19 protein-coding genes are annotated in these 23338 nt (G+C 64.2%); 13 read left to right on the top strand and 6 right to left on the bottom strand.

Annotated features, from left to right (window positions below):
* Positions 1–46: 46 nt before the first annotated feature.
* The 3 genes from FF090_RS11555 to rlmD are packed head-to-tail and all read left to right on the top strand — an operon-like array spanning position 47 to position 3379.
* Complete coding sequence (locus FF090_RS11555; RefSeq protein WP_138858368.1) at positions 47–988, top strand: peptidoglycan DD-metalloendopeptidase family protein; 942 nt, start codon at positions 47–49, stop codon at positions 986–988.
* A 33-nt stretch (positions 989–1021) separates the two neighbouring features.
* On the top strand, positions 1022–1969 hold the full coding sequence (locus tag FF090_RS11550; protein ID WP_138856865.1) for a sigma-70 family RNA polymerase sigma factor: 948 nt from the start codon (positions 1022–1024) through the stop codon (positions 1967–1969).
* A 51-nt stretch (positions 1970–2020) separates the two neighbouring features.
* On the top strand, positions 2021–3379 hold the full coding sequence (gene rlmD, locus FF090_RS11545; protein ID WP_138856864.1) for a 23S rRNA (uracil(1939)-C(5))-methyltransferase RlmD: 1359 nt from the start codon (positions 2021–2023) through the stop codon (positions 3377–3379).
* 71 nt (positions 3380–3450) lie between these two features.
* Here the strand turns inward: rlmD and FF090_RS11540 are convergent, their stop codons facing one another.
* Positions 3451–4140, bottom strand: a complete 690-nt coding sequence (locus FF090_RS11540; protein WP_138856863.1) for a Bax inhibitor-1/YccA family protein — start codon at positions 4138–4140, stop codon at positions 3451–3453.
* 285 nt (positions 4141–4425) lie between these two features.
* On the opposite strand from FF090_RS11540, the gene carA reads away from it, so the two are divergent.
* From carA to FF090_RS11520, 4 genes are all read left to right on the top strand, one after another.
* Complete coding sequence (gene carA / locus FF090_RS11535; RefSeq protein WP_246071397.1) at positions 4426–5553, top strand: glutamine-hydrolyzing carbamoyl-phosphate synthase small subunit; 1128 nt, start codon at positions 4426–4428, stop codon at positions 5551–5553.
* Between the two features lie 5 nt (positions 5554–5558).
* The gene (gene carB / locus FF090_RS11530) at positions 5559–8825 is read left to right on the top strand and encodes a carbamoyl-phosphate synthase large subunit (RefSeq protein ID WP_138856861.1); all 3267 of its coding nucleotides are present in this window, start codon (positions 5559–5561) and stop codon (positions 8823–8825) included.
* An 89-nt stretch (positions 8826–8914) separates the two neighbouring features.
* The gene (gene greA / locus FF090_RS11525) at positions 8915–9391 is read left to right on the top strand and encodes a transcription elongation factor GreA (RefSeq protein WP_138856860.1); all 477 of its coding nucleotides are present in this window, start codon (positions 8915–8917) and stop codon (positions 9389–9391) included.
* A gap of 1 nt (position 9392) precedes the next feature.
* Positions 9393–9797, top strand: a complete 405-nt coding sequence (locus FF090_RS11520) for a DUF4149 domain-containing protein (protein ID WP_246071396.1) — start codon at positions 9393–9395, stop codon at positions 9795–9797.
* A 9-nt stretch (positions 9798–9806) separates the two neighbouring features.
* Here the strand turns inward: FF090_RS11520 and FF090_RS11515 are convergent, their stop codons facing one another.
* A complete protein-coding gene (locus tag FF090_RS11515) occupies positions 9807–10271 on the bottom strand; it encodes a YhbY family RNA-binding protein (protein ID WP_138856859.1) in 465 nt (154 codons plus the stop codon).
* 20 nt (positions 10272–10291) lie between these two features.
* Here FF090_RS11515 and FF090_RS11510 point away from each other — a divergent pair, with 20 nt between their 5' ends.
* The 5 genes from FF090_RS11510 (at position 10292) to phoR (ending at position 16550) form a co-directional block, all read left to right on the top strand.
* Entirely contained in the window at positions 10292–10972 is a 681-nt protein-coding gene (locus FF090_RS11510; RefSeq protein ID WP_138856858.1) for an RlmE family RNA methyltransferase, read from the top strand.
* 97 nt (positions 10973–11069) lie between these two features.
* Positions 11070–12983: an ATP-dependent zinc metalloprotease FtsH gene (gene ftsH, locus FF090_RS11505; protein ID WP_138856857.1), complete on the top strand. Its 1914-nt coding sequence runs from the start codon at positions 11070–11072 to the stop codon at positions 12981–12983.
* 57 nt (positions 12984–13040) lie between these two features.
* On the top strand, positions 13041–13889 hold the full coding sequence (folP, locus tag FF090_RS11500; protein ID WP_138856856.1) for a dihydropteroate synthase: 849 nt from the start codon (positions 13041–13043) through the stop codon (positions 13887–13889).
* 23 nt (positions 13890–13912) lie between these two features.
* On the top strand, positions 13913–15241 hold the full coding sequence (gene glmM, locus FF090_RS11495) for a phosphoglucosamine mutase (RefSeq protein WP_138856855.1): 1329 nt from the start codon (positions 13913–13915) through the stop codon (positions 15239–15241).
* 4 nt (positions 15242–15245) lie between these two features.
* Positions 15246–16550: a phosphate regulon sensor histidine kinase PhoR gene (gene phoR / locus FF090_RS11490; protein ID WP_246071395.1), complete on the top strand. Its 1305-nt coding sequence runs from the start codon at positions 15246–15248 to the stop codon at positions 16548–16550.
* Here phoR and FF090_RS11485 read toward each other — a convergent pair.
* The 4 genes from FF090_RS11485 to trxA all read right to left on the bottom strand — a co-directional run bounded on the left by FF090_RS11485 (position 16547) and on the right by trxA (position 20590).
* On the bottom strand, positions 16547–18211 hold the full coding sequence (locus tag FF090_RS11485) for a hypothetical protein (protein ID WP_138856854.1): 1665 nt from the start codon (positions 18209–18211) through the stop codon (positions 16547–16549). The genes phoR and FF090_RS11485 overlap by 4 nt on opposite strands.
* 81 nt (positions 18212–18292) lie before the next feature.
* Complete coding sequence (locus FF090_RS11480) at positions 18293–18547, bottom strand: type B 50S ribosomal protein L31 (protein ID WP_138856853.1); 255 nt, start codon at positions 18545–18547, stop codon at positions 18293–18295.
* A 272-nt stretch (positions 18548–18819) separates the two neighbouring features.
* Positions 18820–20085 (bottom strand): transcription termination factor Rho, encoded by a 1266-nt coding sequence (rho, locus tag FF090_RS11475; RefSeq protein WP_138856852.1) that lies wholly within the window; start codon positions 20083–20085, stop codon positions 18820–18822.
* Between the two features lie 175 nt (positions 20086–20260).
* Positions 20261–20590: a thioredoxin TrxA gene (gene trxA, locus FF090_RS11470; RefSeq protein ID WP_138856851.1), complete on the bottom strand. Its 330-nt coding sequence runs from the start codon at positions 20588–20590 to the stop codon at positions 20261–20263.
* Between the two features lie 159 nt (positions 20591–20749).
* Between trxA and FF090_RS11465 the strand changes: the two genes are divergently transcribed.
* Complete coding sequence (locus FF090_RS11465) at positions 20750–23338, top strand: PD-(D/E)XK nuclease family protein (RefSeq protein WP_138856850.1); 2589 nt, start codon at positions 20750–20752, stop codon at positions 23336–23338.

Genomic DNA, 23338 nt, shown 5'->3' with positions numbered 1-23338 from the left:
AAGTCTTGGCGACCAGGGGTCGATGACGTCGCCGATTGCTCACTCCATGCTTTGCTGCCCGCCCAAGCCCTTGGTTCTGAATTGCTCCACCACGTCGAAGTTCAAGCTGCTCACAACTGCGGTTGCCGTGGGCCTGCTGGCCGGATGCGCCGCCCCCAAGCCTCACCGCGCGCCAGTTGAAGAGCGTGCGCCAACGGCTACCGCTGCGCCAGGCAATGCGCCCGCGGTGGTTGAGCCCAAGGTGAGTAGCGTGGAACCCTCCCGGGCTGGAAGCTACGCCGTGCGTCCGGGTGATACCTTGATTCGGATTGCGCTCGACCACGGCGTGAGTTGGCGCGATTTGGCGCGTTGGAACGGACTGGACAACCCCAACTTGATTGAGGTGGGCCAGGTCTTGCGCGTGGTGGCGCCGGGCGCGGGGGATGGGCTTAGCAGCAAGCCGGTGGCCGTCGCTCGCGCGGAGGGCCGTCCATTGGAGGCGCGACCGGCCTCAGGGCCAGCCAATGCGAGCCCGGCTGCTGCCTCTCCAACTCCGGCAGCACCAAGCTCGACATCGGCTGCGCCGGCCATCCCTTCGGCTTCTTCACCGGCACCGCAGGGGGCTGCGAATTTGCCCGACGGTGAGTTGGTTTGGTCTTGGCCGGCGAGTGGGCCTTTGTCGGCCGGCTTTGACGAGCAACGCAACAAAGGACTCGCCATCGCCGGTAAGCCGGGCGATGCCGTGTTGGCCGCAGCCGATGGGCGTGTGATGTACGCCGGTTCCGGCCTGCGCGGCTACGGCAATATGGTCATCATCAAACACAACGACACCTACCTGAGTGCGTACGCGCACAACCAGGCCTTGTTGGTCAAGGAAGATCAGGTGGTTCGCAAGGGCCAGCGCATTGCTGAAATGGGCAGTTCGGATGCAGATCAGGTCAAGCTGCATTTTGAGATCCGCCGCAAGGGTAAACCCATAGACCCTGCTAAGCTGCTTCCCACTCGCTGAAGCACAGATTGTGCTCAGGGGGGAAGGAGTCCCATGAGCACCGGTTCGGCTGAGGAGGAGTCCCTTGGGGAAGTGCGGCGCACTGAGCTTGCGGGGCTGGCGCGTGAGGTGTCGGGTGAGGTGGCGGGTGAGGCTGAAGCGACGAATGCGCTGCAAGCCTATTTGCGCGATATCCGACGCGCCCCGCTGTTTACGGCGGACGAAGAGTACGCCACCGCGCAAAGGGCCCGTGCGGGCGATTTCGAAGCCCGGCAGTTGATGATTGAGCGCAATCTGCGGTTGGTCGTTTCGATTGCAAAGAATCACCTGGGGCGTGGCCTGCCCCTGGGCGATCTGATCGAAGAGGGCAATCTCGGGCTGATGCACGCGATTGAGAAGTTCGAGCCGGAGCGCGGCTTTCGCTTTTCCACCTACGCCAGTTGGTGGATCCGGCAGGCCATTGAGCGCGCTTTGGTGCAGCAGACGCGATTGGTCCGCTTGCCCGTTCATGTCGTGCGTGAATTGACCCAGGTGTTGCGAGTGCGGCGCGCGCTGGAGGCTCAGGCCAATGGTGCAGTTGCCAATATTCGGTCTGAGGACATTGCCGCACGACTGGGCTGGACGGTGGTAGAGGTGCAGGGCTTGCTGCGGCACGCAGAAGCGCCGGCATCGCTTGATGCGCCGGCGGATCGCGCGGGCGAGGCTGGCGAGTCTCTGCTGGAGCGAGTGGTCGACGAGGAGTCGCTGGACCCGGCGCGTGAGCACTTGCACCATGAGGTCGATGCCTTGTTGGGCGCGGCCCTGAGCGCATTGACTGCGCGCGAACAGGAAGTGCTGGCGGGCCGCTTTGGTCTGCGCGAGCGTGAACCCGAGACCTTGGATGTCTTGGCGCAGCGGCTCGGTCTGACGCGCGAGCGCATCCGGCAAATTCAGCACGAAGCGATGGAGAAGCTCAAACGGGCCCTGGTGCGCCGAGGGGTGCAGCGCGACGCCTTGTTCTGAGCTTGCCGGTGCGATGCCGAGTGGCTTATGCGGGCTGCGGATAATCGCGCCATGACAGATCAGAACGAATGGTTGCGGGTCGAATCACTCGACCTGGAGGCACAGGGCGTGGCCCGACGTGCTGACGGCAAGGTGGTGTTCATTGAAGGCGCCTTGCCCGGTGAAGTGGTGCGAGCCCAAGTGGGGCGAAGCAAGAACAACTGGGAGCAGGGCGTCATCACCCAACTGCGGCGCGAGAGCCCGCAGCGCGTCAAGCCGGGTTGCCCGCATTTCGGGCTTCACGGCGGGGCCTGTGGTGGCTGCAAGATGCAGCACTTCCATCCCAATGCGCAAATCGCAGTGAAGCAGCGAGTGCTGGAGGACAACCTCAAGCATCTGGCGAAGGTCAGCCCGGAGCGGGTGTTGCGGCCGATCGAGGGCGTGCCCTGGGGCTATCGGCGGCGCGCGCGCCTGTCGGTGCGCTATGTGGCCAAGAAGGGCGCAGTGCTGGTGGGTTTCCATGAGCGCAAGAGCCGATATGTGGCTGACATGTCGGTGTGCCCGGTGTTGCCGCCGCAGGTCAGCGCGCTGCTGCTGCCTTTGCGCGATTTGATCCATGGCATGCAGGCTCGCGAGCGCCTGCCGCAGATCGAGTTGGCTATGGGGGATGAGGTGGTGGCTTTGGTGCTGCGCAATCTGGAGCCGCTGAGCGAGGCGGATCAGAGCGCCCTGAGAGCGTTTGCCCAGAAGCACGGCGTTCAATGGTGGCTTCAGCCCAAGGGTCCAGATAGCGTTCATCTGCTGGATGCCGACGGCCCGCCCTTGCTCTATCGCCTGCCCGAATTCGGTGTGGAGATGCCCTTTCGGCCGACTGACTTCACCCAGGTCAATCACGACATCAATCGGGTGTTGGTCCACAAGGCGCTGGGCCTGCTGGATGTCCAGGCGAACGAGCGCGTGATCGACTGGTTTTGCGGCCTGGGCAATTTCACGCTGCCTCTGGCCACTCAGGCGGCCGAAGTATTGGGTATCGAAGGCAGTGAGGCTCTGGTGGCCCGCTCGCGCGAGAACGCCCGGCACAACGGCCTGGAAGCCAAGACCCGCTTTGAGGCGCGCAATCTCTTTGAGTTGGCGCCCAGCGATCTGGCCCTCTATGGGACCGCACAGCGCTGGCTGGTCGACCCCCCTCGCGAAGGGGCGTTTGCCCTGGCCAAGGCCGTAGCAGATGCCATCCAGTCGCCCGAATTAGCGGCCGGCTGGCAGCCACCCAAGCGCATCGTGTATGTCAGTTGCAACCCCGCGACGCTGGCGCGTGACGCGGGCATCTTGGTCCACCTGGCGGGTTACCGCTGCACCGCAGCGGGCGTGGTTAACATGTTCCCGCATACCGCCCATGTGGAGTCGATCGCAGTTTTCGAGCGCGACGCCTGAGCGACGAACTGAAGCAAGAAAAAGGGGCCCGACCGGGCCCCTTTGTGATTGCGTCAGACGCTGATAAGTCTTCAGTCGCGCTCGCCGCCGAAGATGCCCAGCAGCGACAGCAGGCTTTGGAAGATGTTGTAAACGTCGAGGTAGATGGCCAAGGTCGCAGAGACGTAATTGGTCTCGCCGCCATCAATCACGCGCTTAAGGTCGTACAGCAGGAAGGCGCTGAACAGGCCCAGGCAGGCAACCAGCAGGGCCAGCATCAGGGCGCTGGATTGGAAGAAGAAATTCGCGATGCCGGCCACCATCATGATGATGGCGCCCACCATCAGGAATTTTCCCATGCCGCTGAGGTCGCGCTTGATGACGCCGGCCAGGCTGGCCATTCCAGCGAATACTGCCGCTGTGCCGCCAAAGGCCAGCATGATCAGGTTGGCGCCATTGGACAGGCCCAGCACCGCGCCGATCAGGCGCGAGAGCATCACGCCCATGAAGAAGGTGAAACCCAGCAACAAGTAGACGCCGGCGGCGCGGTCCTTGTTCTTCTCAATGGCCCACATGAAGCCGAAGGAACCCGCTAAGAAGGCGATCAGCCCGAAGCCGCCCGTGAACAGGGCGCCCAATCCCGTGCTGACGCCCAACCATGCACCCGCCACCGTGGGCAGCAAGGACAAGGCCAGCAAAGCATAGGTATTGCGCAATACGCGCTGACGCTGCGTCGCGTCGAGCGTGACGTGACCGTAGGCGTAAGGCATCTGAGGGTTCATCCAAGATCTCCTGGGTTAAGGACGGCGCGATTCTAGGGATCGCCGCTGAGAACTGAGGCCTGCCCCCAGGTTTTCAAGGGCTTTGTCTTGGTTTGTGCAGGTGCCGTTGGCAAAGAGGCCTGACGCCACCGGTATACTCCTCAGGTTTACCCTAAATCAGCGCGCCTCGACCCGAACACCCCTTCGATCTCCGCAATCAGGCCGCTAATCAAAGGGCAGGCGGGGCGCGCTCACGAAGGAGCTGCGCCTTTGCTTTCGCCCGCTACACCCCTCCCGTCCAGCTGCTTGCTGGTGCTTGCCGATGGCTCGCGCTTTCTTGGCCAATCGATCGGAGCCCTTGGTTCCTCGGTGGGCGAGTTGGTCTTCAATACGGCGCTGACCGGTTACCAGGAAATCCTGACCGACCCCAGCTACAGCCGCCAGATCGTCACGCTGACCTACCCGCATATCGGCAACTACGGGGTCAATGAGGCGGATGCGGAGTCTGATCGCATCCATGCTGCAGGTTTGGTGGTGCGTCAGGTGCCCAAGGCGGCGTCAAACTTCCGCAGCGAGCAGCGTCTGCAGGACTATCTGGCGGCCCAGAATTGCGTGGGTATCGCGGGCATCGACACACGGCGCCTGACGCGCATTCTGCGCAACACGGGCGCGCAAAACGCCTGCCTCTGGGCCTTGCCGGAGGGTGAAGCAGTGACGGAGACTCATTGGGCCCAGGCCTTGGAGCGAGCACGTAGCGCCCCCAGCATGGCCGGCCAAGACTTGGCCAAGGTGGTGTGTCGCACACAGGAGGAGGTCTGGACCCAGGGCGAATGGCAGTTGGGGCAGGGCTTCAAAGAGGTGCAACGCCCGCGCTTCCATGTGGTGGCCTATGACTTCGGCGTCAAGCGCAACATCTTGCGCATGCTGGCCGAGAGAGGGTGCCGCATCACGGTGGTGCCGGCGCAGACTCCGGCCAGCCGCGTGTTTGATTTGGAACCCGATGGCGTTTTCCTCTCCAACGGCCCGGGCGACCCCGAGCCCTGCGGCTATGCCATCGAGGCCACCCGTGTCTTGGTGAGTGCCGGCCTGCCCACCTTTGGTATTTGCCTTGGGCACCAGATCCTGGCCTTGGCCAGCGGCGCCAAGACCTTCAAGATGAAGTTTGGCCACCACGGTGCCAACCACCCGGTCAAAGACCTGGACAGTGGCCGCGTCAGCATCACCAGCCAGAACCATGGCTTTGCGGTGGATGTCGATACCTTGCCCGCCAACCTGCGCGCTACCCACATCAGTCTGTTCGACGGCAGCCTGCAGGGCATCGCGCGCACCGACAAGCCGGCCTTCAGCTTCCAGGGACACCCCGAGGCCAGCCCGGGGCCGCACGACATCGGCTATTTGTTTGACCGCTTCATCGCCCTGATGGCCAAGGAATAAGAAGAATGCCCAAGCGTACCGACCTCAAGAGCATCCTCATCATCGGCGCCGGCCCCATCGTCATCGGCCAGGCCTGCGAGTTCGACTATTCCGGCGCCCAGGCCTGTAAGGCCCTGCGCGAAGAGGGCTACCGCGTCATCTTGGTCAACAGCAACCCGGCGACCATCATGACCGACCCGGAGATGGCCGATGCGACCTATATCGAGCCCATCACCTGGCAGGTGGTCGAGAAGATCATTGCCAAAGAGCGCCCCGATGCGGTCCTGCCCACCATGGGCGGCCAGACCGCGCTGAACTGCGCGTTGGACCTGCACAAGCATGGCGTGCTGGCGAAATACGGCGTCGAGATGATCGGTGCCAACGAGCACGCGATTGAAAAGGCCGAGGACCGCCAGAAGTTCAAGGACGCGATGACCAAGATTGGCCTGGGTTCGGCCAAGTCGGGCATCGCGCACTCCATGGAAGAAGCCTGGGGCGTGCAGCGTCGCATCCATGCCGAGATCGGCGGCGCCGGCTTCCCGATGGTGATTCGCCCCAGCTTCACGCTGGGTGGCAGTGGCGGCGGCATTGCCTACAACCCCGAAGAGTTCGAAGAGATCTGCAAACGCGGGCTGGACCTCTCGCCGACCAATGAGCTACTGATTGAGGAGTCGTTGCTGGGGTGGAAAGAGTACGAGATGGAAGTGGTTCGCGACCGTGCGGACAACTGCATCATCGTTTGCTCGATCGAGAACCTGGACCCGATGGGCATCCACACCGGCGACTCGATCACCGTGGCGCCGGCCCAGACCCTGACCGACCGCGAGTACCAGCTGCTGCGCAACGCCTCGATCGCCATCCTGCGCGAGATCGGTGTGGATACGGGTGGATCAAACGTGCAGTTCTCGATCAACCCGGCCGATGGCCGCATGGTGGTGATCGAGATGAACCCGCGTGTGTCGCGTTCCTCGGCCCTGGCCTCCAAGGCCACGGGTTTCCCGATTGCCAAGATCGCGGCCAAGCTCTCGGTGGGCTACACGCTGGACGAGCTGAAAAACGACATCACGGGTGGTGCCACGCCGGCCTCGTTCGAGCCCAGCATCGACTACGTGGTCACCAAGATCCCGCGCTTTGCCTTCGAGAAGTTCCCGATGGCCGATTCGCGTCTAACCACGCAAATGAAGTCGGTGGGCGAAGTGATGGCCATGGGCCGCAGCTTTCAAGAGAGCTTCCAGAAGGCGCTGCGCGGCTTGGAGACCGGCATCGATGGCCTGACGCCCAAGAGCAGCGACCGCGAGGAAATCACCGAGCAGATCGGCGAAGCGCGGCCCGACCGCATCCTCTACCTGGCGGACGCCTTCCGCGTCGGCATGTCTTTCGACGAGATCCAGCGCGAGACCTCCATCGACCCCTGGTTCTTGCGTGAAATCGAGGAAATCGTTCAAGCCGAGAACCAGCTCAAGGGCAAAAGCCTTGCCGATCTGGACGCCGCCACCCTGCGCGCCTACAAGCAGATGGGCTTCAGCGACCGCCGCCTGGCCACCCTGCTGGGCACGCACCAGCACGAGCTGCGCGCGCGCCGCCATGCGCTGGGCATCCGCCCGGTCTACAAGCGCGTGGACACCTGCGCGGCCGAGTTCGCCACGCAAACGGCCTATCTGTACTCCACCTATGACGAGGAGTGCGAGGCCGAGCCGACCGACAAGAAGAAGATCATGGTGCTGGGCGGTGGCCCCAACCGCATCGGCCAGGGCATCGAGTTTGACTATTGCTGTGTGCATGCGGCCATGGCGATGCGCGAGGATGGCTACGAGACCATCATGGTCAACTGCAACCCCGAGACCGTCTCCACCGACTACGACACCAGCGACCGCCTGTACTTCGAGCCTGTGACGCTGGAAGACGTGCTGGAAATCGTCGACAAGGAAAAGCCCGTTGGGGTCATCGTGCAGTACGGCGGTCAGACCCCGCTGAAGCTGGCCCTGGACCTGGAGCGCGCCGGTGTGCCCATCATCGGCACCACGCCCGACAGCATCGACATCGCCGAGGACCGCGAGCGTTTCCAGAAACTGCTGCACGAGCTGGGCCTGAAGCAGCCGCCCAACCGCACTGCGCGCACCGAGGACCAGGCCCTGGCCTTGGCCAACGAGATCGGCTACCCCCTGGTGGTGCGCCCCAGCTATGTGCTGGGCGGTCGGGCGATGGAGATCGTGCACGGTGACAAGGACCTGGAGCGCTATATGCGCGAGGCCGTGCGCGTGTCCGACAAGAGCCCGGTGCTGCTGGACCGCTTCCTGGAGGACGCGGTCGAGGTGGATGCCGACTGCATCAGCGACGGCGAAGAGGTGCTGATCGGCGGCATCATGGAACACATCGAGGCAGCCGGCATCCACAGCGGCGATTCGGCGTGCTCGCTGCCGCCCTACACCCTGGCCGAGGATGTGAAGGACGAACTGCGCCGCCAGACGGCCGCCATGGCCAAGGCCTTGAAGGTGGTCGGTCTGATGAACGTGCAGTTCGCCATCCAGGGCGATGTGAGCAAGGGCTTGTCGGCCTGCACCGTCTACGTGCTGGAGGTGAATCCCCGCGCTTCACGCACAGTGCCTTTCGTATCCAAGGCTACCGGTCAGCAGTTGGCCAAGATCGCCGCGCGATGCATGGCGGGCGTCAAGCTCAAGGATCAAAAGGGCCTGGGCGGTGTTGCGCCGCGTGAGGTCACGCCGCCCTACTACAGCGTGAAGGAGGCGGTGTTCCCCTTCAATAAGTTCCCTGGTGTGGACCCCATCCTCAGCCCCGAGATGCGCTCCACCGGCGAGGTGATGGGGGCGGCCAAGACCTTTGGCGAGGCCATGCTGAAGAGCCAGATTGGCGCCGGCTCGCGCCTGCCGCGCTCGGGCAATGTGCTGTTGAGCGTGAAGAATGGCGACAAGGCGCGGGCCGTGGCCCTGGCCAAGGACTTGCACGCACTGGGTTTTGGCGTGATTGCCACGCGCGGCACCGCAGCGGCCATCGAGGCCGTGGGCGTGCCCTGCCGGGCGATTAACAAGATCAAGGAGGGGCGTCCGCACATTGCTGATGCGATCAAGGGCGGCGAGATCCAGTTGGTTTTCACCACGGTGGATGAAACCCGAACCGCCATTGCGGACAGTCGCTACATCCGCCAGGCTGCTTTGGCCAACCGTGTGACCTACTACACCACCATGGCGGGGTGCGAGGCGGCTGTGGAAGGGATGAAGCACCAAGATGGGCTGTTGGTGCGATCCCTGCAAGAGCTGCACGCCGAGCTCACCTAAAATCGCGCCATTCATCGCCGCCGCTCCTGGCTTGCCGGGGGCGGCGGCTTGCTTTTGCCCTCTGCCCGTTGCCCCTTTCCTCCTAGACCATGACCACCATCCCCCTGACCGTGCGCGGCGCCGAGCTGCTGCGCGAAGAACTGCATCGGCTCAAGACCGTCGAGCGCCATGCGGTGATTCAAGCCATCGCGGAAGCGCGCGCTCAGGGTGACTTGAGCGAGAACGCCGAGTACGACGCCGCCAAGGACAAGCAGGGCTTCATTGAAGGCCGCATCCTCGAGTTGGAAAGCAAATTGGCAGCGGCGCAGGTGATCGACCCTGCCGCAGTGGATGCCGGCGGCCGTGTGGTGTTTGGTGCCACGGTGGACTTGTCGGATGAGGACAGCGGCAACGAGGTGACCTATCAGATCGTTGGTGACGACGAGGCGGACTTGAAGACGGGGCGTATCTCCATCAGTTCGCCCATTGCTCGCGCCTTGATCGGCAAGGAAGCCGGGGATGTGGCCGTGGTGATGGCGCCCGGTGGCGAGCGCCATTACGAAATCGTTGAGGTGCGCTACGAATAAGTTGCGCGGGCTGTTGGCGGCGCTGTGGGCCGGCCAACTGCTGACCGTGGCCCTCTTGGCCGCGCCCAATGCCTTTGCCGTTCTGGCGCGCCCTGAGGCGGCTGCTTATGTGCAGCGGCTGTTCGCTCTGGACGCGAAGATTAGCTTGGGGCTGGGGCTCTTGATGGTGTTGATGGAGCAGCGCCTGCAGCGTTGGGCGCACCCGGAGCGGGTCTATTTCAGTGCGGGTCTGTTGCTGCCGGCCCTGACCATTGGCTTGACCGTGCTCGGACACGAAGTGTTGGTGCCGCAGATGGCTGCAGCCCGGGTGGCCGGCGAGGGCTTTGCCTGGCTGCATGGGCTCTCCATGGCCGCCTTCGCCGGTAAAACGCTGGCCGTGCTAACGCTGGCTTGGCGCCAGCGCTAGCGTGGCGTCTCAGCCGCTCTTCTTGCCACTCTGGCGTGGCTTTGCGCGCTTGACGATGCCGCCCGCAGTCACGCGCTCATTGCCCAGAACGCGCAGCTTCTTGACCTGCGGACGCTGGTGCTTGTTCTTGGAGGCTTTGACCACTTTGACGATGCGTGGCGCCGGCTTGGCGTTCTCGTCGATGGTCTTGACCTTTTCAGGGATCGGCCGCCAGACGATGAAGAGCTTGCCGATGTGCTGCACCGGTGCGCAATCCAAGGCATCGCACAGCTGCACATAGGCGGCTTCGCGCGCAGCGCGGTCGTCGATGGCCGCGCGCACCTTGATCAAGCCATGGGCGTTGAGCGCGGCGTCGGCCTCCTTGGTCACCGCAGGGGTGAGGCCATCGCCGCCAATCATCACCACGGGCACAAGATGGTGGGCCTGGGCCCGCAGATCGCGCCGTTGCGCGCTGTTCAGAATCAATGCAGTCATAGAAGGATTATCGTCGCCCCATGAAAACCCAAACCAAGAGCAAAAAGGTCAACAAGGCATGGCTCAATAACCATGTGACCGATCCCTATGTGCGGCAGGCACAAAAGGACGGTTATCGCTCGCGCGCGGCCTACAAGCTCAAGGAGATTGATGAGAGCTTGGGGCTGATCAAGCCGGGACAGTTGGTGGTGGATTTGGGCGCGGCACCGGGTGCCTGGAGCCAGTATCTGCGACGCTGTTTTGCGCCCAAGGTGGCGGGGCAGGGCGGTGCAGCCGTGGGCGAACTCAACGGCCGCATCGTCGCGCTGGACCTGCTGGAGATGGAGGCCATCGAGGGCGTGCAGTTCATCCAGGGGGACTTTCGCGAACAGGTGGTGGCCGAGCAGCTGGCGCAGTCGCTGCAAGGGGCGGCGGTGGATCTGGTGGTGTCCGACATGGCGCCCAATCTGTCGGGCATTGAAACCACGGATGCCGCCCGCATTGAGCATTTGATCGAGCTGGCGCTGGAGTTCTGTCAGGCGCACCTGAAGGCCGATGGCGCATTGGTGGCCAAGGTCTTCCATGGCAGCGGGTACAACCGCTATCTGGAGTTGTTCAAGGACCACTTCCAGGTGGTCAAGCCCCTAAAGCCAAAGGCCAGCCGCGACCGTTCGGCAGAGACCTTTCTGATTGGCATGAGACTGCGCAGGGCGCCGCGCTAAGGGCTTGAACTCCCTAGAATCGCCCCCAGTTGCCCCAACATGGGCATCGCAGTAGCCACGCGGCCCTCTTGCAGGCGTGGCCAAAGGAAGGAACGTAGTGAACAACCCCTGGTTCTCCAAACTAGCCGTCTGGGCAGTCATCTTGTTGGTGCTGTTCACGGTGTTCAAGCAGTTCGACCGTGCCAGCGCGCGGGCGGACCAGATGCAGTATTCGGAGTTCCTGGCCGAAGTGAACGCGGGCCGCATTGGCAGCGCCAAGCTGATTGAGGGGCCCGGCGGCGTCGAAATCGTGGCCAAGACCAATGATGGCCGCGACATCCGTGTTCAGGGCGGTTTCTCAGACCGTGGTCTGACTGGCGACCTGATCCGCAACAACGTCAAGTTCAGCTTTGAAAAGCGAGAAGAGCAGGGCCTGCTGATGACCCTGCTGCTGAGCTGGGGGCCGATGCTGCTGCTCATTGGCGTGTGGGTGTACTTCATGCGCCAGATGCAGGGCGGTGGCAAGGGGGGTGCCTTTAGCTTTGGCAAGAGCAAGGCGCGCATGCTGGACGAGAACAACAACGCCACCACCTTTGCCGATGTGGCCGGCTGTGACGAGGCCAAGGAAGAGGTCAAGGAGTTGGTCGACTTCCTGAAGGATCCGCAGAAATTCCAAAAGCTGGGTGGTCGCATTCCGCGGGGTGTTCTGCTGGTCGGCCCGCCGGGAACCGGCAAGACCTTGCTGGCCAAGGCCATTGCCGGCGAAGCAAAGGTGCCGTTTTTCACCATCTCGGGCTCGGACTTTGTCGAGATGTTCGTGGGTGTCGGCGCGGCGCGTGTGCGCGACATGTTCGAGCAGGCCAAAAAGAATTCGCCTTGCATCATCTTCATCGATGAAATTGATGCCGTGGGTCGCCATCGTGGAGCCGGCCTCGGTGGCGGCAATGACGAGCGCGAGCAGACGCTGAATCAGATGCTGGTCGAGATGGACGGCTTCGAGACCAATATGGGCGTCATCGTGATGGCCGCCACCAACCGGCCAGACATCCTGGACCCTGCGCTGCTGCGCCCGGGCCGCTTTGACCGCCAGGTCTATGTCACCTTGCCGGACATCCGTGGCCGTGAGCAGATCCTGAATGTGCACATGCGCAAGGTGCCCCTGGGCGGCGATGTCAAGGCGGAAATCATCGCGCGCGGCACCCCTGGGTTTTCTGGTGCCGACTTGGCCAATTTGGTTAACGAGGCCGCCTTGTTCGCGGCGCGGCGCAATGCGCGCATCGTCGAAATGATCGATTTCGAGCGTGCCAAGGACAAGATCCTGATGGGCGCCGAGCGCAAGAACATGGTCATGGACGAAGAAGAGCGCAAGAACACCGCCTATCACGAGGCGGGTCATGCCCTTATCGGCAAGCTGCTGCCCAAGCTCGACCCGGTGCACAAGGTCACCATCATCCCGCGTGGCCGGGCTCTGGGCGTGACGGTTTCTCTGCCCGATCGGGATCGCTACAGCACCGACAAGATCCGTATGCAGTCCACCATCGCCATGCTGTTCGGTGGGCGCATTGCCGAAGAAGTGTTCATGGACCAGATGACCACCGGTGCCAGCAACGACTTTGAGCGCGCGACACAGATTGCGCGCGACATGGTGATGCGCTACGGCATGACCGATACCCTGGGTCCGATGGTCTACGCAGAGAACGAAGGCGAGGTGTTCTTGGGCCGTTCGGTCACGCAAACCAAGAACATTTCGGAAGAGACCATGCGCAAGGTGGACGCGGAGGTGCGGCGCATCATTGATGAGCAGTACTCGATCGCCCGCAAGCTCATTGAGCAGCACAGCGACAAGATGCACGCCATGGCCAAGGCCCTGCTGGAGTGGGAGACCATCGACGCTGATCAGGTCGAAGACATCATGCAAGGACGTGATCCGCGTGCGCCGCGGGAATCAAGCTCGGGCGGCAATGGACCCAGCGGCGGGCCGGATGCCGGCGGCGGCGCGCCCGTCACCGAAGGCAGCACTGCCACGGTTTAATTCGGTGTCATCTGAACCAGGGCCCTGCGGGGCCCTTTTCCACTTCTGGATGCGGTCATGCGCTGGTTGACGACACGCTTTGAAATTGACCTGGGTCAGCCCCGGGTGATGGGCATCGTCAATCTGACGCCTGATTCGTTTTCGGATGGCGGACGCCTGAGCACCGAGCACCTAGCCTTGCGGCATGCCGAGCAGTTGCTGCGTGAGGGCGCTGATTTGCTCGACCTTGGGGCCGAGTCCAGTCGGCCAGGCGCCCCGCCTGTGTCGGCGGACGAGGAGTGGACTCGCTTGGAACCCTTGTTGCGGGAGGCCTTGCGTTGGGGCGTGCCGGTCTCCCTGGATACCTGCAAGCCGGCGGTCATGGCGCGGGGCTTGGACTTGGGAGTGGACATCATCAATGACATCCAAGCTATGCAGGCTCCTGGTGCGCTGGATCTGCTGAGTGCCCACCCCCGAGTTGGTGTGTGCCTGATGCACATGCGAGGCCAGCCCGGCACCATGCAACAACACACGCAGTACAGCAATGTGGTGCAGGACGTTCGGGACTTTTTGGGCCAGCGTTTGCAGGCCCTTCAAGCCGCCGGTGTAGGTCGCGAGCGTGTGACCCTTGACCCTGGATTGGGCTTTGCCAAGACACCCGAGCAAAATTTGGCGCTGAGCCGCCACCTGCGCGAGTTAGTGGCTTTGGGGCAACCCGTGTTGGTGGGTTGGTCGCGCAAATCCACACTCGGGTGGGTCACAGGTCGTCCCGTGCAAGAGCGGCTGGCGGCCAGTGTGGCAGCCGCCCTGCTGGCGGCGCAGGCGGGCGCTCGTGTGCTGCGTGTGCACGATGTGGCCGCTACGGTCGATGCCTTGCGGTTACATCGAGCCGTCATGGCGCCTGCGGGACAATCCGTCCCAACTTGAAGCGATAAGAGCGGAGAACAACAATGAGTCGTCAATATTTCGGTACCGATGGCATTCGTGGCCCGGTCGGTCAGTCGCCCATCACGGCGGATTTTGCGATGCGTCTGGGTCAGGCCGTGGGCAGGGTGCTCAAGCGCGCCCAGGCGCGCCCCAGCGTCTTGATCGGCAAGGACACCCGTGTCTCGGGCTATATGTTGGAGTCCGCTTTGGAGGCGGGCTTGGTTTCTGTGGGCGTCGACGTCCTGCTGACCGGGCCTCTGCCCACACCTGGGGTGGCGTATCTGACTCGCGCTCTGAGGCAAGACTTGGGGGTGGTCATTTCTGCCTCCCACAACCCCTTTGATGACAACGGCATCAAGTTCTTTTCCGCCAAAGGCGAGAAGTTGCCCGATGCCTGGGAGTTGGAGGTAGAGGCAGCGTTGAGTGAGCCCCCGGCCTATGTGCACAGCCGAGAGTTGGGCAAGGCCAAGAAGCTTGAAGATGCGCGCGGTCGATACATCGAATTCTGCAAAGCGTGCTTCGGTGCGGACTTGAGCCTGAAGGGCTTGAAGATCGTGGTGGATGCGGCGCACGGTGCGGCCTACCACGTCGCCCCCAACGTCTTTCACGAATTGGGCGCCGAAGTCGTTGCCATCGGCTGCAGCCCGGATGGCTACAACATCAATGACGGTGTGGGGGCCACGGCTCCGGCGGCACTTCAAAAGGCCGTGCGGGAACACGGCGCGCACTACGGCGTGGCCCTGGACGGTGATGCGGATCGTCTGCAGATCGTCGACGCGCAAGGGCGACTTTTCAATGGCGACGAGTTGCTCTACCTGATGGTTCAGGACCGTCTGCGCCAGGGCGTGCCGGTTCCCGGCGCCGTAGGCACGCTGATGACCAATATGGCCGTCGAACTGGCCCTGGAGCGCGCAGGCGTGGCCTTTGTGCGCGCCAAGGTGGGTGACCGCTACGTGCTGGAAGAGTTGAGCGCACGCGGCTGGCAGTTGGGCGGTGAAGGCTCGGGCCACCTGCTGGCGCTAGACAAGCACACCACGGGTGACGGCATGGTCAGTGCCTTGTTGGTGCTGCAGTCTGTGGTGCGCTCGGGTCAAAGCGTGGCCGAGCAATTGGCGGGCATTGAGCTGTTCCCGCAGACCTTGATCAATGTGCGCTTGCAGGCCGGACAGGATTGGCGGGCGAACCGCGATCTGCCTCAAGTGCAAGAGCAAGTTCAACGCGAGCTTGGACAGCAGGGCCGGGTGTTGATTCGCCCCTCTGGGACCGAGCCGCTGGTGCGTGTGATGGTGGAGGCGGCCGACGCCCAAATGGCGCGCCGTTGCGCCGAGCGCCTCGCAGCCACCTTGGCCTGAGCCCATGCTGCGCATGGGCTTGCGGCCGGCCTTGGTCAGCATCTTGGTAGCTTGCGCCAGCTTGTTGCCGTTGGCCGTCCCGCAGATCGAGGAGCGCTCGTGGCTGGCGGCCATCGTGGCGGCCAGCCTGACGGCGGCGATTTTGGTTTGGGTGGGGGGCTGGCGCCGTCATTTGTTGCTCCAGTGGCTTCGCAATCCGCAGGCTGAGGCGCCTGACGCCGTGGCGCGCGCTTGGGGCGATGTGGCCCTGCGCATCGAGCGCTTGCAGGCCCAATCGCGCAAGGACACCCAGCGCGAACGCGAGCGCCTGGAGGACTTCCTCCAGGCCATCGAGGCCTCTCCCAATGGTGTGCTGCTTCTGGACGCTGGCGCGCAGATCGTGTGGCTCAACACCCAGGCGGCGGACCACTTCGGGCTGGACCCGAAGCGCGACCTGCGCCAACACATCACCAATTTGGTGCGGCAGCCGGCCTTCGGGCGCTATTTGCAGATCGATGACCAGGATCAGGTCTTGAGTCTGCAGACGCATGAGGGACGCAGCCTTGCCATTCAACTGCGTCACTACGGCGAAGGTGCGCGACTATTGCTGAGCCAAGACGTCAGCGACCGCGAGCGTACCGAGGCCATGCGGCGGGACTTCGTGGCCAATGTGTCGCATGAGATTCGCACCCCGTTGGCGGCCCTGATCGGTTTTGTGGAATCCATGGCTACGCTGCCACTGCAGGAGCATGAGCGAGCGCGGGTGCTGGAATTGATGCGCCAGCAGTCGAACCGCATGCAGTCGCTGGTGCAAGATTTGTTGACCCTGGCCCGCCTTGAAGGCAGCCCGCGGCCAGCGCCGGATCAGTGGTGGCGCCTAGGTGATCTGCTCGACCTGGTGCGCGCCGAAGCCGAGTCTTTGTCGCAGGGGCGGCATCAGTTTGCATGGCCAAGCACGGCGCTGGATGTGGAGTTGGCGGGCGTCGAGTCCGAAGCACACAGTGCGATTGCCAATCTGCTCTCCAATGCGGTGCGTTACACGCCGGAGCAGGGGCAAATCTCACTGAGTGTTGAACGCCTGCCGGATGCCGGCTTGATGATCCGTGTGAGCGACAGCGGCCCCGGAATTGCGGCTGAGCATTTGCCGCGCCTCACAGAACGCTTCTACCGTGTGGACGGTTCGCGCTCGCGCGCGACCGGCGGCACGGGCCTGGGGCTGTCCATCGTCAAGCATGTCTGCCAACGCCATGGCGGCCAGTTGCGCATTGAGTCCGAGCCTGGCAAGGGCTCGGTCTTCTCCCTGGTCTGGCCTGCCGTTCGGGTTCGCTAAGGCGCTGATTGCTCCACGGAGCGGCGTAGCACCCAATAGCGCGAGCCGCGCTCAGCGGCGCGGGTCAGCAGATGGGCAGGTCGCCAAGCCGAGGGCAGATCCGGTTGGGCCTCGCGGGGCAGGCGCAGCACTGCCCAGTCGCAGTTGCTTTGGCTCAGGCTGGTCCGACCGTCCACCTTCCAGCCGCCTTGCGCCTCCAGCGTGGCCAGGAGCGAGAGGTTTTGGCGCGGTGCGGCAATGCAGTTCGCGGTGGCCGGCAGGACGCTGCGCAATTGACCCAGCAGGCTGCGATGGCCCATGGCATGGTCGATGGCGGGGCGCCATAGCGTCATGGCCAGCAGCCAGGCCAGCACCACGCCGCCCGCAGGCAACACCAAACTCCGCCATAGCGCAGCACGTTGTCGGCTGGTGCGCCAGCGCACCAGGGACAGCCAGGCCAGGCTTCCTAGACTGGCAAGTGCCAGCGCCCAGAGGTCCAGCCCGGGCTGAAAGGCCGGAGCTTGCTGGCGAACTTTTTCCAGCATGCGCGGCAACCAGGGGGTGTGCAGAGCCAGGAAGTAGGCCCAAATGGCAAAGGACAGGGCGCTGAAGAAGAACAGCGAGAACCAGTCCAACATCGCACTCACGCCGCGTTGCAGCGTCGGAAGGGCGAAGCTGGCCAGCACGGCCAGGCCGGGCAGGGCAAGCAGCAAGGCGCGGTCATAGCCGCCCATGCAGACGCAGGCCACCAGGCCCACCGCGCTGAGGCCCAAAGGCACCGAAAGGTGACGGCTGCGCCAGTGGCCGCGCCAGCGCCACAGGGTCCAGGCCGCCAGCGCCGCGCTGGGCCAGACGAACCAGGCCAGCAAACGCACCAAGCTGCCGCCTTCGGGCAAGCCGATGCGCCAACTCAGTCCTTGCGTCCATGCGCTGATGCCCAGGCTGAGCAGCATGCCCAGTGCCAGGCTCGGGCGCAGGCGACGGGCCTCGGCGAAGCGCGAGTAGTGGCAGATCAATAGACCTGCGGAGCCCAGCAACAGGGCCACAAAGGGTGCGCCGCTCAGGGCCAGGACGGTGAGGGCCAGCGCAACCAAGCTTTGCGCGCGCCTCTCGCGAAACGGCGTGACGGCCAGGGCGTAGAGCCAAAGGCTGACGCCAAACAGCTGGACCAGGGCTGAGCTGCTCTCGTGGCCGATCAAGATCAGGCCCAGCGAAGCCATCAGTGCCAGTAAGGCTCCATCGGCGAGTGCGCGGGCGTAGTCCACCGCATGGGCCTCGCCCCCAAATGCAAAGGCCACCGGCTGTGCAGCTTCGGTCCGCGCCAGATGAAAAGTGGCATACCAGCACAGGGCCAGCACACCCGCTAACAGGGCGATGAAGGGCAGGCGCGCGGCCAAGCCGGCATCCACCCAGGGCAGGAGCTTGATGGCGGCTGCGCCCAGCCAGTACGGCAGCAACGCGCCATCGGGTGCGGGCAGCCCGCCCAGGCTGGGCAGCCACCAGGCTGAGTCGCCTCGCGCCAGGGCGCTCATGAACCCAAACGCGCTGAGTTCTTCGTGTCGCCAGGGCTCACGCTGTAGCTGGCCCGGCAGCAGATAGGCGATGCAGATCAGCAGCAGAGCCCAGCGGCTCAGAGGGCGAGCGCCGGCTTGACTGACGATGGCAGGGGTGGATGAATTCACGGGCGGGATCATGCCAACAAAGGGCAGGGGGCAATAAAAAAGCAGCCCGAGGGCTGCTTTTTGTCCACCAGGAGAAGCAGATTACTTCTTGATGTGCGCAAACTTGTTGCGGAACTTCTCGACGCGACCGCCCAGGTTGTCCACGCTCTTTTGGGTGCCGGTGTAGAAGGGGTGCGACTCGCTGGTGGTTTCCAGCTTCATCAGCGGCAGCTCGCGGCCGTCTTCCATCTTGATGGTTTCCTTGGTCTGGACCGTCGAGCGGGTCACAAACTTGAAGCCGTTGGACAGATCGACGAAGCAGACGTCGCGATAGTTGGGGTGAATGCCTTCTTTCATGGGAACCTCAGAAGTAGGTGGAGAGCCACGCCGCTTGATGAAATGGGCGCACTTTTCCGGGGTGGGGCGAAAAGCCGGCGATTATAGCCAGGGTTTGAGGCGTGCCGCTACCGAGCATCCCCAGCCACGCCGCGCGGGACGCGACGTGTCCCTCGACAGGCGTCGCAAAGCCCTCAGGGCTTTGCTCGGTCCTGTCTCAGCCAGCGGCCGCAAGACGGCCGCTGTCCTTCGGTCGGGGTCGAAGGGTCCCCAGGACCCTTCTCGCTCCGACCTCAGCCACCTCTCCTCATCAGGTCGAAGAAGTCGTGGTTGTTCTTCGTCGCCTTCATCTTGTCGAGCAGGAACTCCATCGCCTCGATCTCGTCCATCGGATAGAGGAGCTTGCGCAGGATCCAGGTCTTTTGCAGGATTTCGGGCTTGAGGAGTAGTTCCTCACGCCGGGTGCCGCTGCGGTTGATCAGGATCGAGGGGTAGACCCGCTTCTCGGCCATGCGGCGATCCAGATGGATCTCGCAGTTGCCGGTGCCCTTGAATTCCTCGTAGATCACCTCGTCCATCTTGGAGCCGGTATCGATCAGCGCCGTGCCGATGATGGTCAGCGAGCCGCCTTCCTCGACATTGCGCGCGGCGCCGAAGAAGCGCTTGGGGCGCTGCAGGGCATTGGCGTCCACGCCGCCGGTCAGCACCTTGCCGGAGCTGGGCAGCACATTGTTGTAGGCGCGGGCCAGGCGGGTGATCGAGTCCAGCAGGATCACCACATCCTTTTTGAGTTCGACCAGGCGTTTGGCGCGCTCGATCACCATCTCGGCCACTTGCACATGGCGAGCAGCCGGCTCGTCGAAGGTGGAGCTGATGACCTCGCCGCGCACGGTGCGCACCATTTCGGTCACTTCTTCGGGGCGCTCGTCCACCAGCAGCACGATCAGGTGCACTTCCGGATGGTTGGCCACGATGGAGTGGGCGAGATGCTGCATCAGCATCGTCTTGCCGGTCTTGGGCTGGGCCACCAGCAGGGCGCGCTGGCCCTTGCCGATGGGCGCCACCAGATCAATGATGCGGCTGGCGACGTTTTCTTCGCCCTTGAAGTTGTCGCGTTCGAGCCTGAACTGTTCCTTGGGGAACAGCGGCGTCAGGTTCTCGAACATGATCTTGTTCTTGCTGTCCTCGGGCGGCAGGCCGTTGATGCGGTCCACCTTCACGAGGGCAAAGTAGCGCTCGCCATCTTTGGGCACCCGCACTTCGCCCTCGACCATGTCGCCGGTGTGCAGATTGAAGCGGCGGATCTGGCTGGGCGACAGGTAGATGTCGTCCGTGCTGGCCATGAAGCTGGTGTCCAGGCCGCGCAGGAAGCCGAAGCCATCGGGCAGCACTTCGAGCACGCCGTCGCCAAAGACCTGCTCGCCGGCCTTGGCCCGCTTTTTCATGATCGCGAACATCAGCTCCTGCTTGCGCATGCGCGTGACGTTTTCGATCTCCAGCTCTTCGCCCATGCGGATCAGGGCGGAGACGTGCTGGTCTTTGAGTTCGGAAAGATGCATGAGGGTCCTATCGGTCCTTCGCTCCGAGGTTGGAGCAGAGCCAGCGCAATGGCTGGCGGCGGAACAACGGAAAGGTCTTGGGAGGGCCCGGATCGCGCTGCAAGCTTTCGGCTCGGGGGATCGCAGGGGGACAGCCGCTGCCCGGATGTGCAGGGCGGCGGCTGTTGGGGCGCGATTATAGGTGCGCGTCCAGGAAGCTCTGCAGTTGCGCCTTGGACAGTGCGCCCACCTTGGTGGCGGCCAGCTGGCCGTTCTTGAACAGCATCAGCGTGGGGATGCCACGAATGCCGTACTTGGCCGGCACTTCGCGGTTCTCGTCCACATTCATCTTGGCGATTTGCAGCTTGCCCTGATTGGCCGCGCTGACCTCGTCCAGGATGGGGGCGATCATCTTGCACGGGCCGCACCACTCGGCCCAGTAATCCACCAGCACGGGGGTGCCGGATTGGATGACGTCGGCTTCAAAGGAGGCGTCGGTGACGTGCTTGATCAGTTCGCTGCTCATGGGGGAATTCCTAGTCTGGGTGGGGGAGTCGGGTCGGCAGCGCCGATCCCGCTGCGGCCGCTGCGGGTCAGAGCTGGCGGCTGGCCCCACAGGTGAGGGCAGAATGATTCTTACACAAGGGGTGATCGCCCCAGCGGGCGCAGGCCTACAGGAGCCAGGGTGGAAGTTTGGGCGGGAGCTTGGCCTCTAGAAGGCGGCGTTGAGGCGTTTTGGCAGGGCCTGGCCGACAAGGTCCGCACATGGTTGGCTGAGCAAGGGGTGGCGCCGCAAGAGGCTGTACTGCTGCTGCCCTTTGTGCAACAACTGCCCTTGGCTCGGCGCGCGTTCGGCGCGGGCTGGGCGCCGCGTATCGAAACCACCCGCAGCCTGGCTTCAGCCTTGGGTCCCAGCCCCTTGGCGCGGGCTTCGGAGCCCAGCGGTGACTTGGCCACCGACAGCTTGCTGGCGCGTCAGCTGCTGACCCAGCAAGGCCTATCGCCGGCCGAGATGCCGGGTGGCGAGCGCGGCCTGCGCTTGCTCTGTGCTCGGGTGGTTGAACTCACGCACGCCTTGATGCGCCGTGCCACCGAGCTCGCACCCCATGAGCGTGAGGCGTGGTGGCAGACGGCGCAGGGGCTGTTGCAGCAGCGGGCGGATCAGGCCCCGGCTTGGGAAGGCCTCTTGGGCAACCTGGCGCTGGCCTGGGCGCAGACCGCTGCCGCACCAGCCACCGATCGCCTGTTTGCTCATCGCGCCAAGGCCTGGATCTTGGTTGAAGCGGGTGAGCCGGATCTGTTGGCGCGCGCCGTGTTGAAGCAAAGCGCCGTGCCGAGCCTGCTTTTGAGCGCAGATGACGCCCCGGCACCTTGGTTGACCCTGGCCAAAGGGCGGGTGCAAGAAGACTTGGCCGAAGACGCCCAGGACCTGGCCCTGCGCTGTGCAATGCAAGTGCTGCAGGCGGTGCCCGGCGAACGGGTGGCCTTGATTGCGCTGGATCGGTCGCTGGTGCGGCGGGTGCTGGCCTTGCTGCAGCCCTATGGCTTGCGCATCCACGACGAAACGGGCGCCACGCTGTCGGCCCAGAGCGCGGCGGCGGCGCTCATGCATCTGCTCCGAGCCGTGCTGGGTGGAGGGCTGGACGACTTGCTGGCCTGGCTCAAGAGCCCGCTGGCGCCGCAGTTCATCGAGGCGAAGGCCCTGGGCGAACTGGAGGGCTGGGCGCGCCGGCAGTCGGTGGCGCAATGGCGAGGTGTGCGCAGTGCGCCGGCGCCCGCTCAAGCCTTGCTGGATGGCCTGCGGCCGCGCCTGGAGCGCTTGGGCGGTGGGGCACGCAGCCTGGGGCTCTGGCTTCAGGGTTTACGGGACTTGCTGGAGCAATGCGGGTTGGAGGAGCGCCTGCGCACCGAGCCCGAGCTGCTGGCGCTGGGTGAAGCCCTCTGGTTGACGCGCAAGCCGTGGCCGGGCAGTGCCACCGAGGCGGTGCTGCAAGGCGTACGGATTGAAGCGGGTGATTGGTTGGATTGGGTGGACGAGCGCCTGCGCACCAGTGCCACGCCGTCGCTGGTGGTGGCCGATCCGCAGCTGTTCATCACCCCCTTGTCGCGCGCCTTGCTGCGGCCTTTCGACCGGGTTTTGTTGGCGGGCTGTGATGCCCAGAGCATGGCCCTGGGAAGGGTGGCGCCGGCCTTGTTGAGCGACAGCCTGGCACAGCGCCTGGGCTTGGCGCATCACGAGAGGGCGCAAGCGGCGCAGTGGCAGGCTTTTTGTCAGCTGTTGCGTGCCCCAGCTGTGTGTCTGCTGCGGGCGCGCACGGCAGGATCTGTGCACCTGGAGCCCGGCTGGCCCTTGCGGCGGCTGGTGGCGTTGGTGGGTCCTTTATCTGGCGCTGCGGACGCGCGTTCGATGCAGCGCTTGCCCGAGGCGCCCCTGGTCCAGGCGCAGGTCGGCCTGTCCGGTTGGTTACCCGAGCACTGGAGCGCAGCGGCGGCCGAGACCCTGCGCGCCTGCCCCTATCGATTTTTTGCCCAACGCCGGCTGCGTTTGCGCGAGGCCGATGAGTTGGACGAAGACGCCGACGCCCGCGACCTGGGCCAAGGCTTGCACGCCCTGTTGGCCGCGCTGCATGAGCAGCCCATTTCCTCGATGGAGGAGGGGGGCGCTCGCTGGCAGGCTTGCGCGCAGGCTCTGCTACAGCAGCAGGACGATGCCCAGGCCCTGGGCTTGGCCGCCTTGTTGGAGCGCTGGCGTGTGCCTTACCTGGCCTGGTGGTTGGGGCAGGTACAAGCCGGGCAGGCGGTGCTCGAACGCGAGTGGCCGGTTGAGGCCCCGGTGTGGGCTGACCATGCCGACCCGGCGTTGGCAGCTTTGGTGTGGCAGGGGCGCATTGATCGCATTGATCGTGTCGGCGCAATCGACGCCGGGCAGCGGCTCTTGCTGGATTTCAAGACGGGCTCGGCCAGCGCCTTGCGCGACAAACTCAAACAAGCCGGAGAGGACACCCAACTGCCGTTCTATGCCGCGCTCTTGCAGGCCATGGGCCAGCCGGTCAGCAGCGCCAGCTACATCGCCTTGGACACCAAAGGCCAAGTGAACGAACTGTCGCATCCGGACTTGCAAACCAGCGCCGAGCAACTGCGCGAAGGGCTGGCCGCCGACCTGCTTGCGATCCGCGCGGGTCAGCCCCTGCGGGCCCTGGGCGAGGAGGCGGTCTGCGGCTTTTGCGAAATGCGCGGCTTGTGCCGGCGCGACGACTGGAGTGCCCAGCCTTGA

Source organism: Inhella inkyongensis (assembly GCF_005952805.1).
Taxonomy (GTDB): domain Bacteria; phylum Pseudomonadota; class Gammaproteobacteria; order Burkholderiales; family Burkholderiaceae_C; genus Inhella; species Inhella inkyongensis.
This window is presented reverse-complemented; position numbering and strand designations above follow the sequence as displayed.

Excerpts from the sequence above, each read along its gene's own strand:
- FF090_RS11480 (WP_138856853.1), bottom strand. The coding sequence starts at position 18,547 with ATGAAAGAAGGCATTCACCCCAACTATCGCGACGTCTGCTTCGTCGAT.
- greA (WP_138856860.1), top strand. The coding sequence starts at position 8,915 with ATGACCACCATCCCCCTGACCGTGCGCGGCGCCGAGCTGCTGCGCGAA.
- rho (WP_138856852.1), bottom strand. The coding sequence starts at position 20,085 with ATGCATCTTTCCGAACTCAAAGACCAGCACGTCTCCGCCCTGATCCGC.
- rlmD (WP_138856864.1), top strand. The coding sequence starts at position 2,021 with ATGACAGATCAGAACGAATGGTTGCGGGTCGAATCACTCGACCTGGAG.
- trxA (WP_138856851.1), bottom strand. The coding sequence starts at position 20,590 with ATGAGCAGCGAACTGATCAAGCACGTCACCGACGCCTCCTTTGAAGCC.
- FF090_RS11555 (WP_138858368.1), top strand. The coding sequence starts at position 47 with ATGCTTTGCTGCCCGCCCAAGCCCTTGGTTCTGAATTGCTCCACCACG.
- carB (WP_138856861.1), top strand. The coding sequence starts at position 5,559 with ATGCCCAAGCGTACCGACCTCAAGAGCATCCTCATCATCGGCGCCGGC.
- FF090_RS11515 (WP_138856859.1), bottom strand. The coding sequence starts at position 10,271 with ATGACTGCATTGATTCTGAACAGCGCGCAACGGCGCGATCTGCGGGCC.
- FF090_RS11510 (WP_138856858.1), top strand. The coding sequence starts at position 10,292 with ATGAAAACCCAAACCAAGAGCAAAAAGGTCAACAAGGCATGGCTCAAT.
- FF090_RS11550 (WP_138856865.1), top strand. The coding sequence starts at position 1,022 with ATGAGCACCGGTTCGGCTGAGGAGGAGTCCCTTGGGGAAGTGCGGCGC.
- folP (WP_138856856.1), top strand. The coding sequence starts at position 13,041 with ATGCGCTGGTTGACGACACGCTTTGAAATTGACCTGGGTCAGCCCCGG.
- phoR (WP_246071395.1), top strand. The coding sequence starts at position 15,246 with ATGCTGCGCATGGGCTTGCGGCCGGCCTTGGTCAGCATCTTGGTAGCT.
- FF090_RS11540 (WP_138856863.1), bottom strand. The coding sequence starts at position 4,140 with ATGAACCCTCAGATGCCTTACGCCTACGGTCACGTCACGCTCGACGCG.
- glmM (WP_138856855.1), top strand. The coding sequence starts at position 13,913 with ATGAGTCGTCAATATTTCGGTACCGATGGCATTCGTGGCCCGGTCGGT.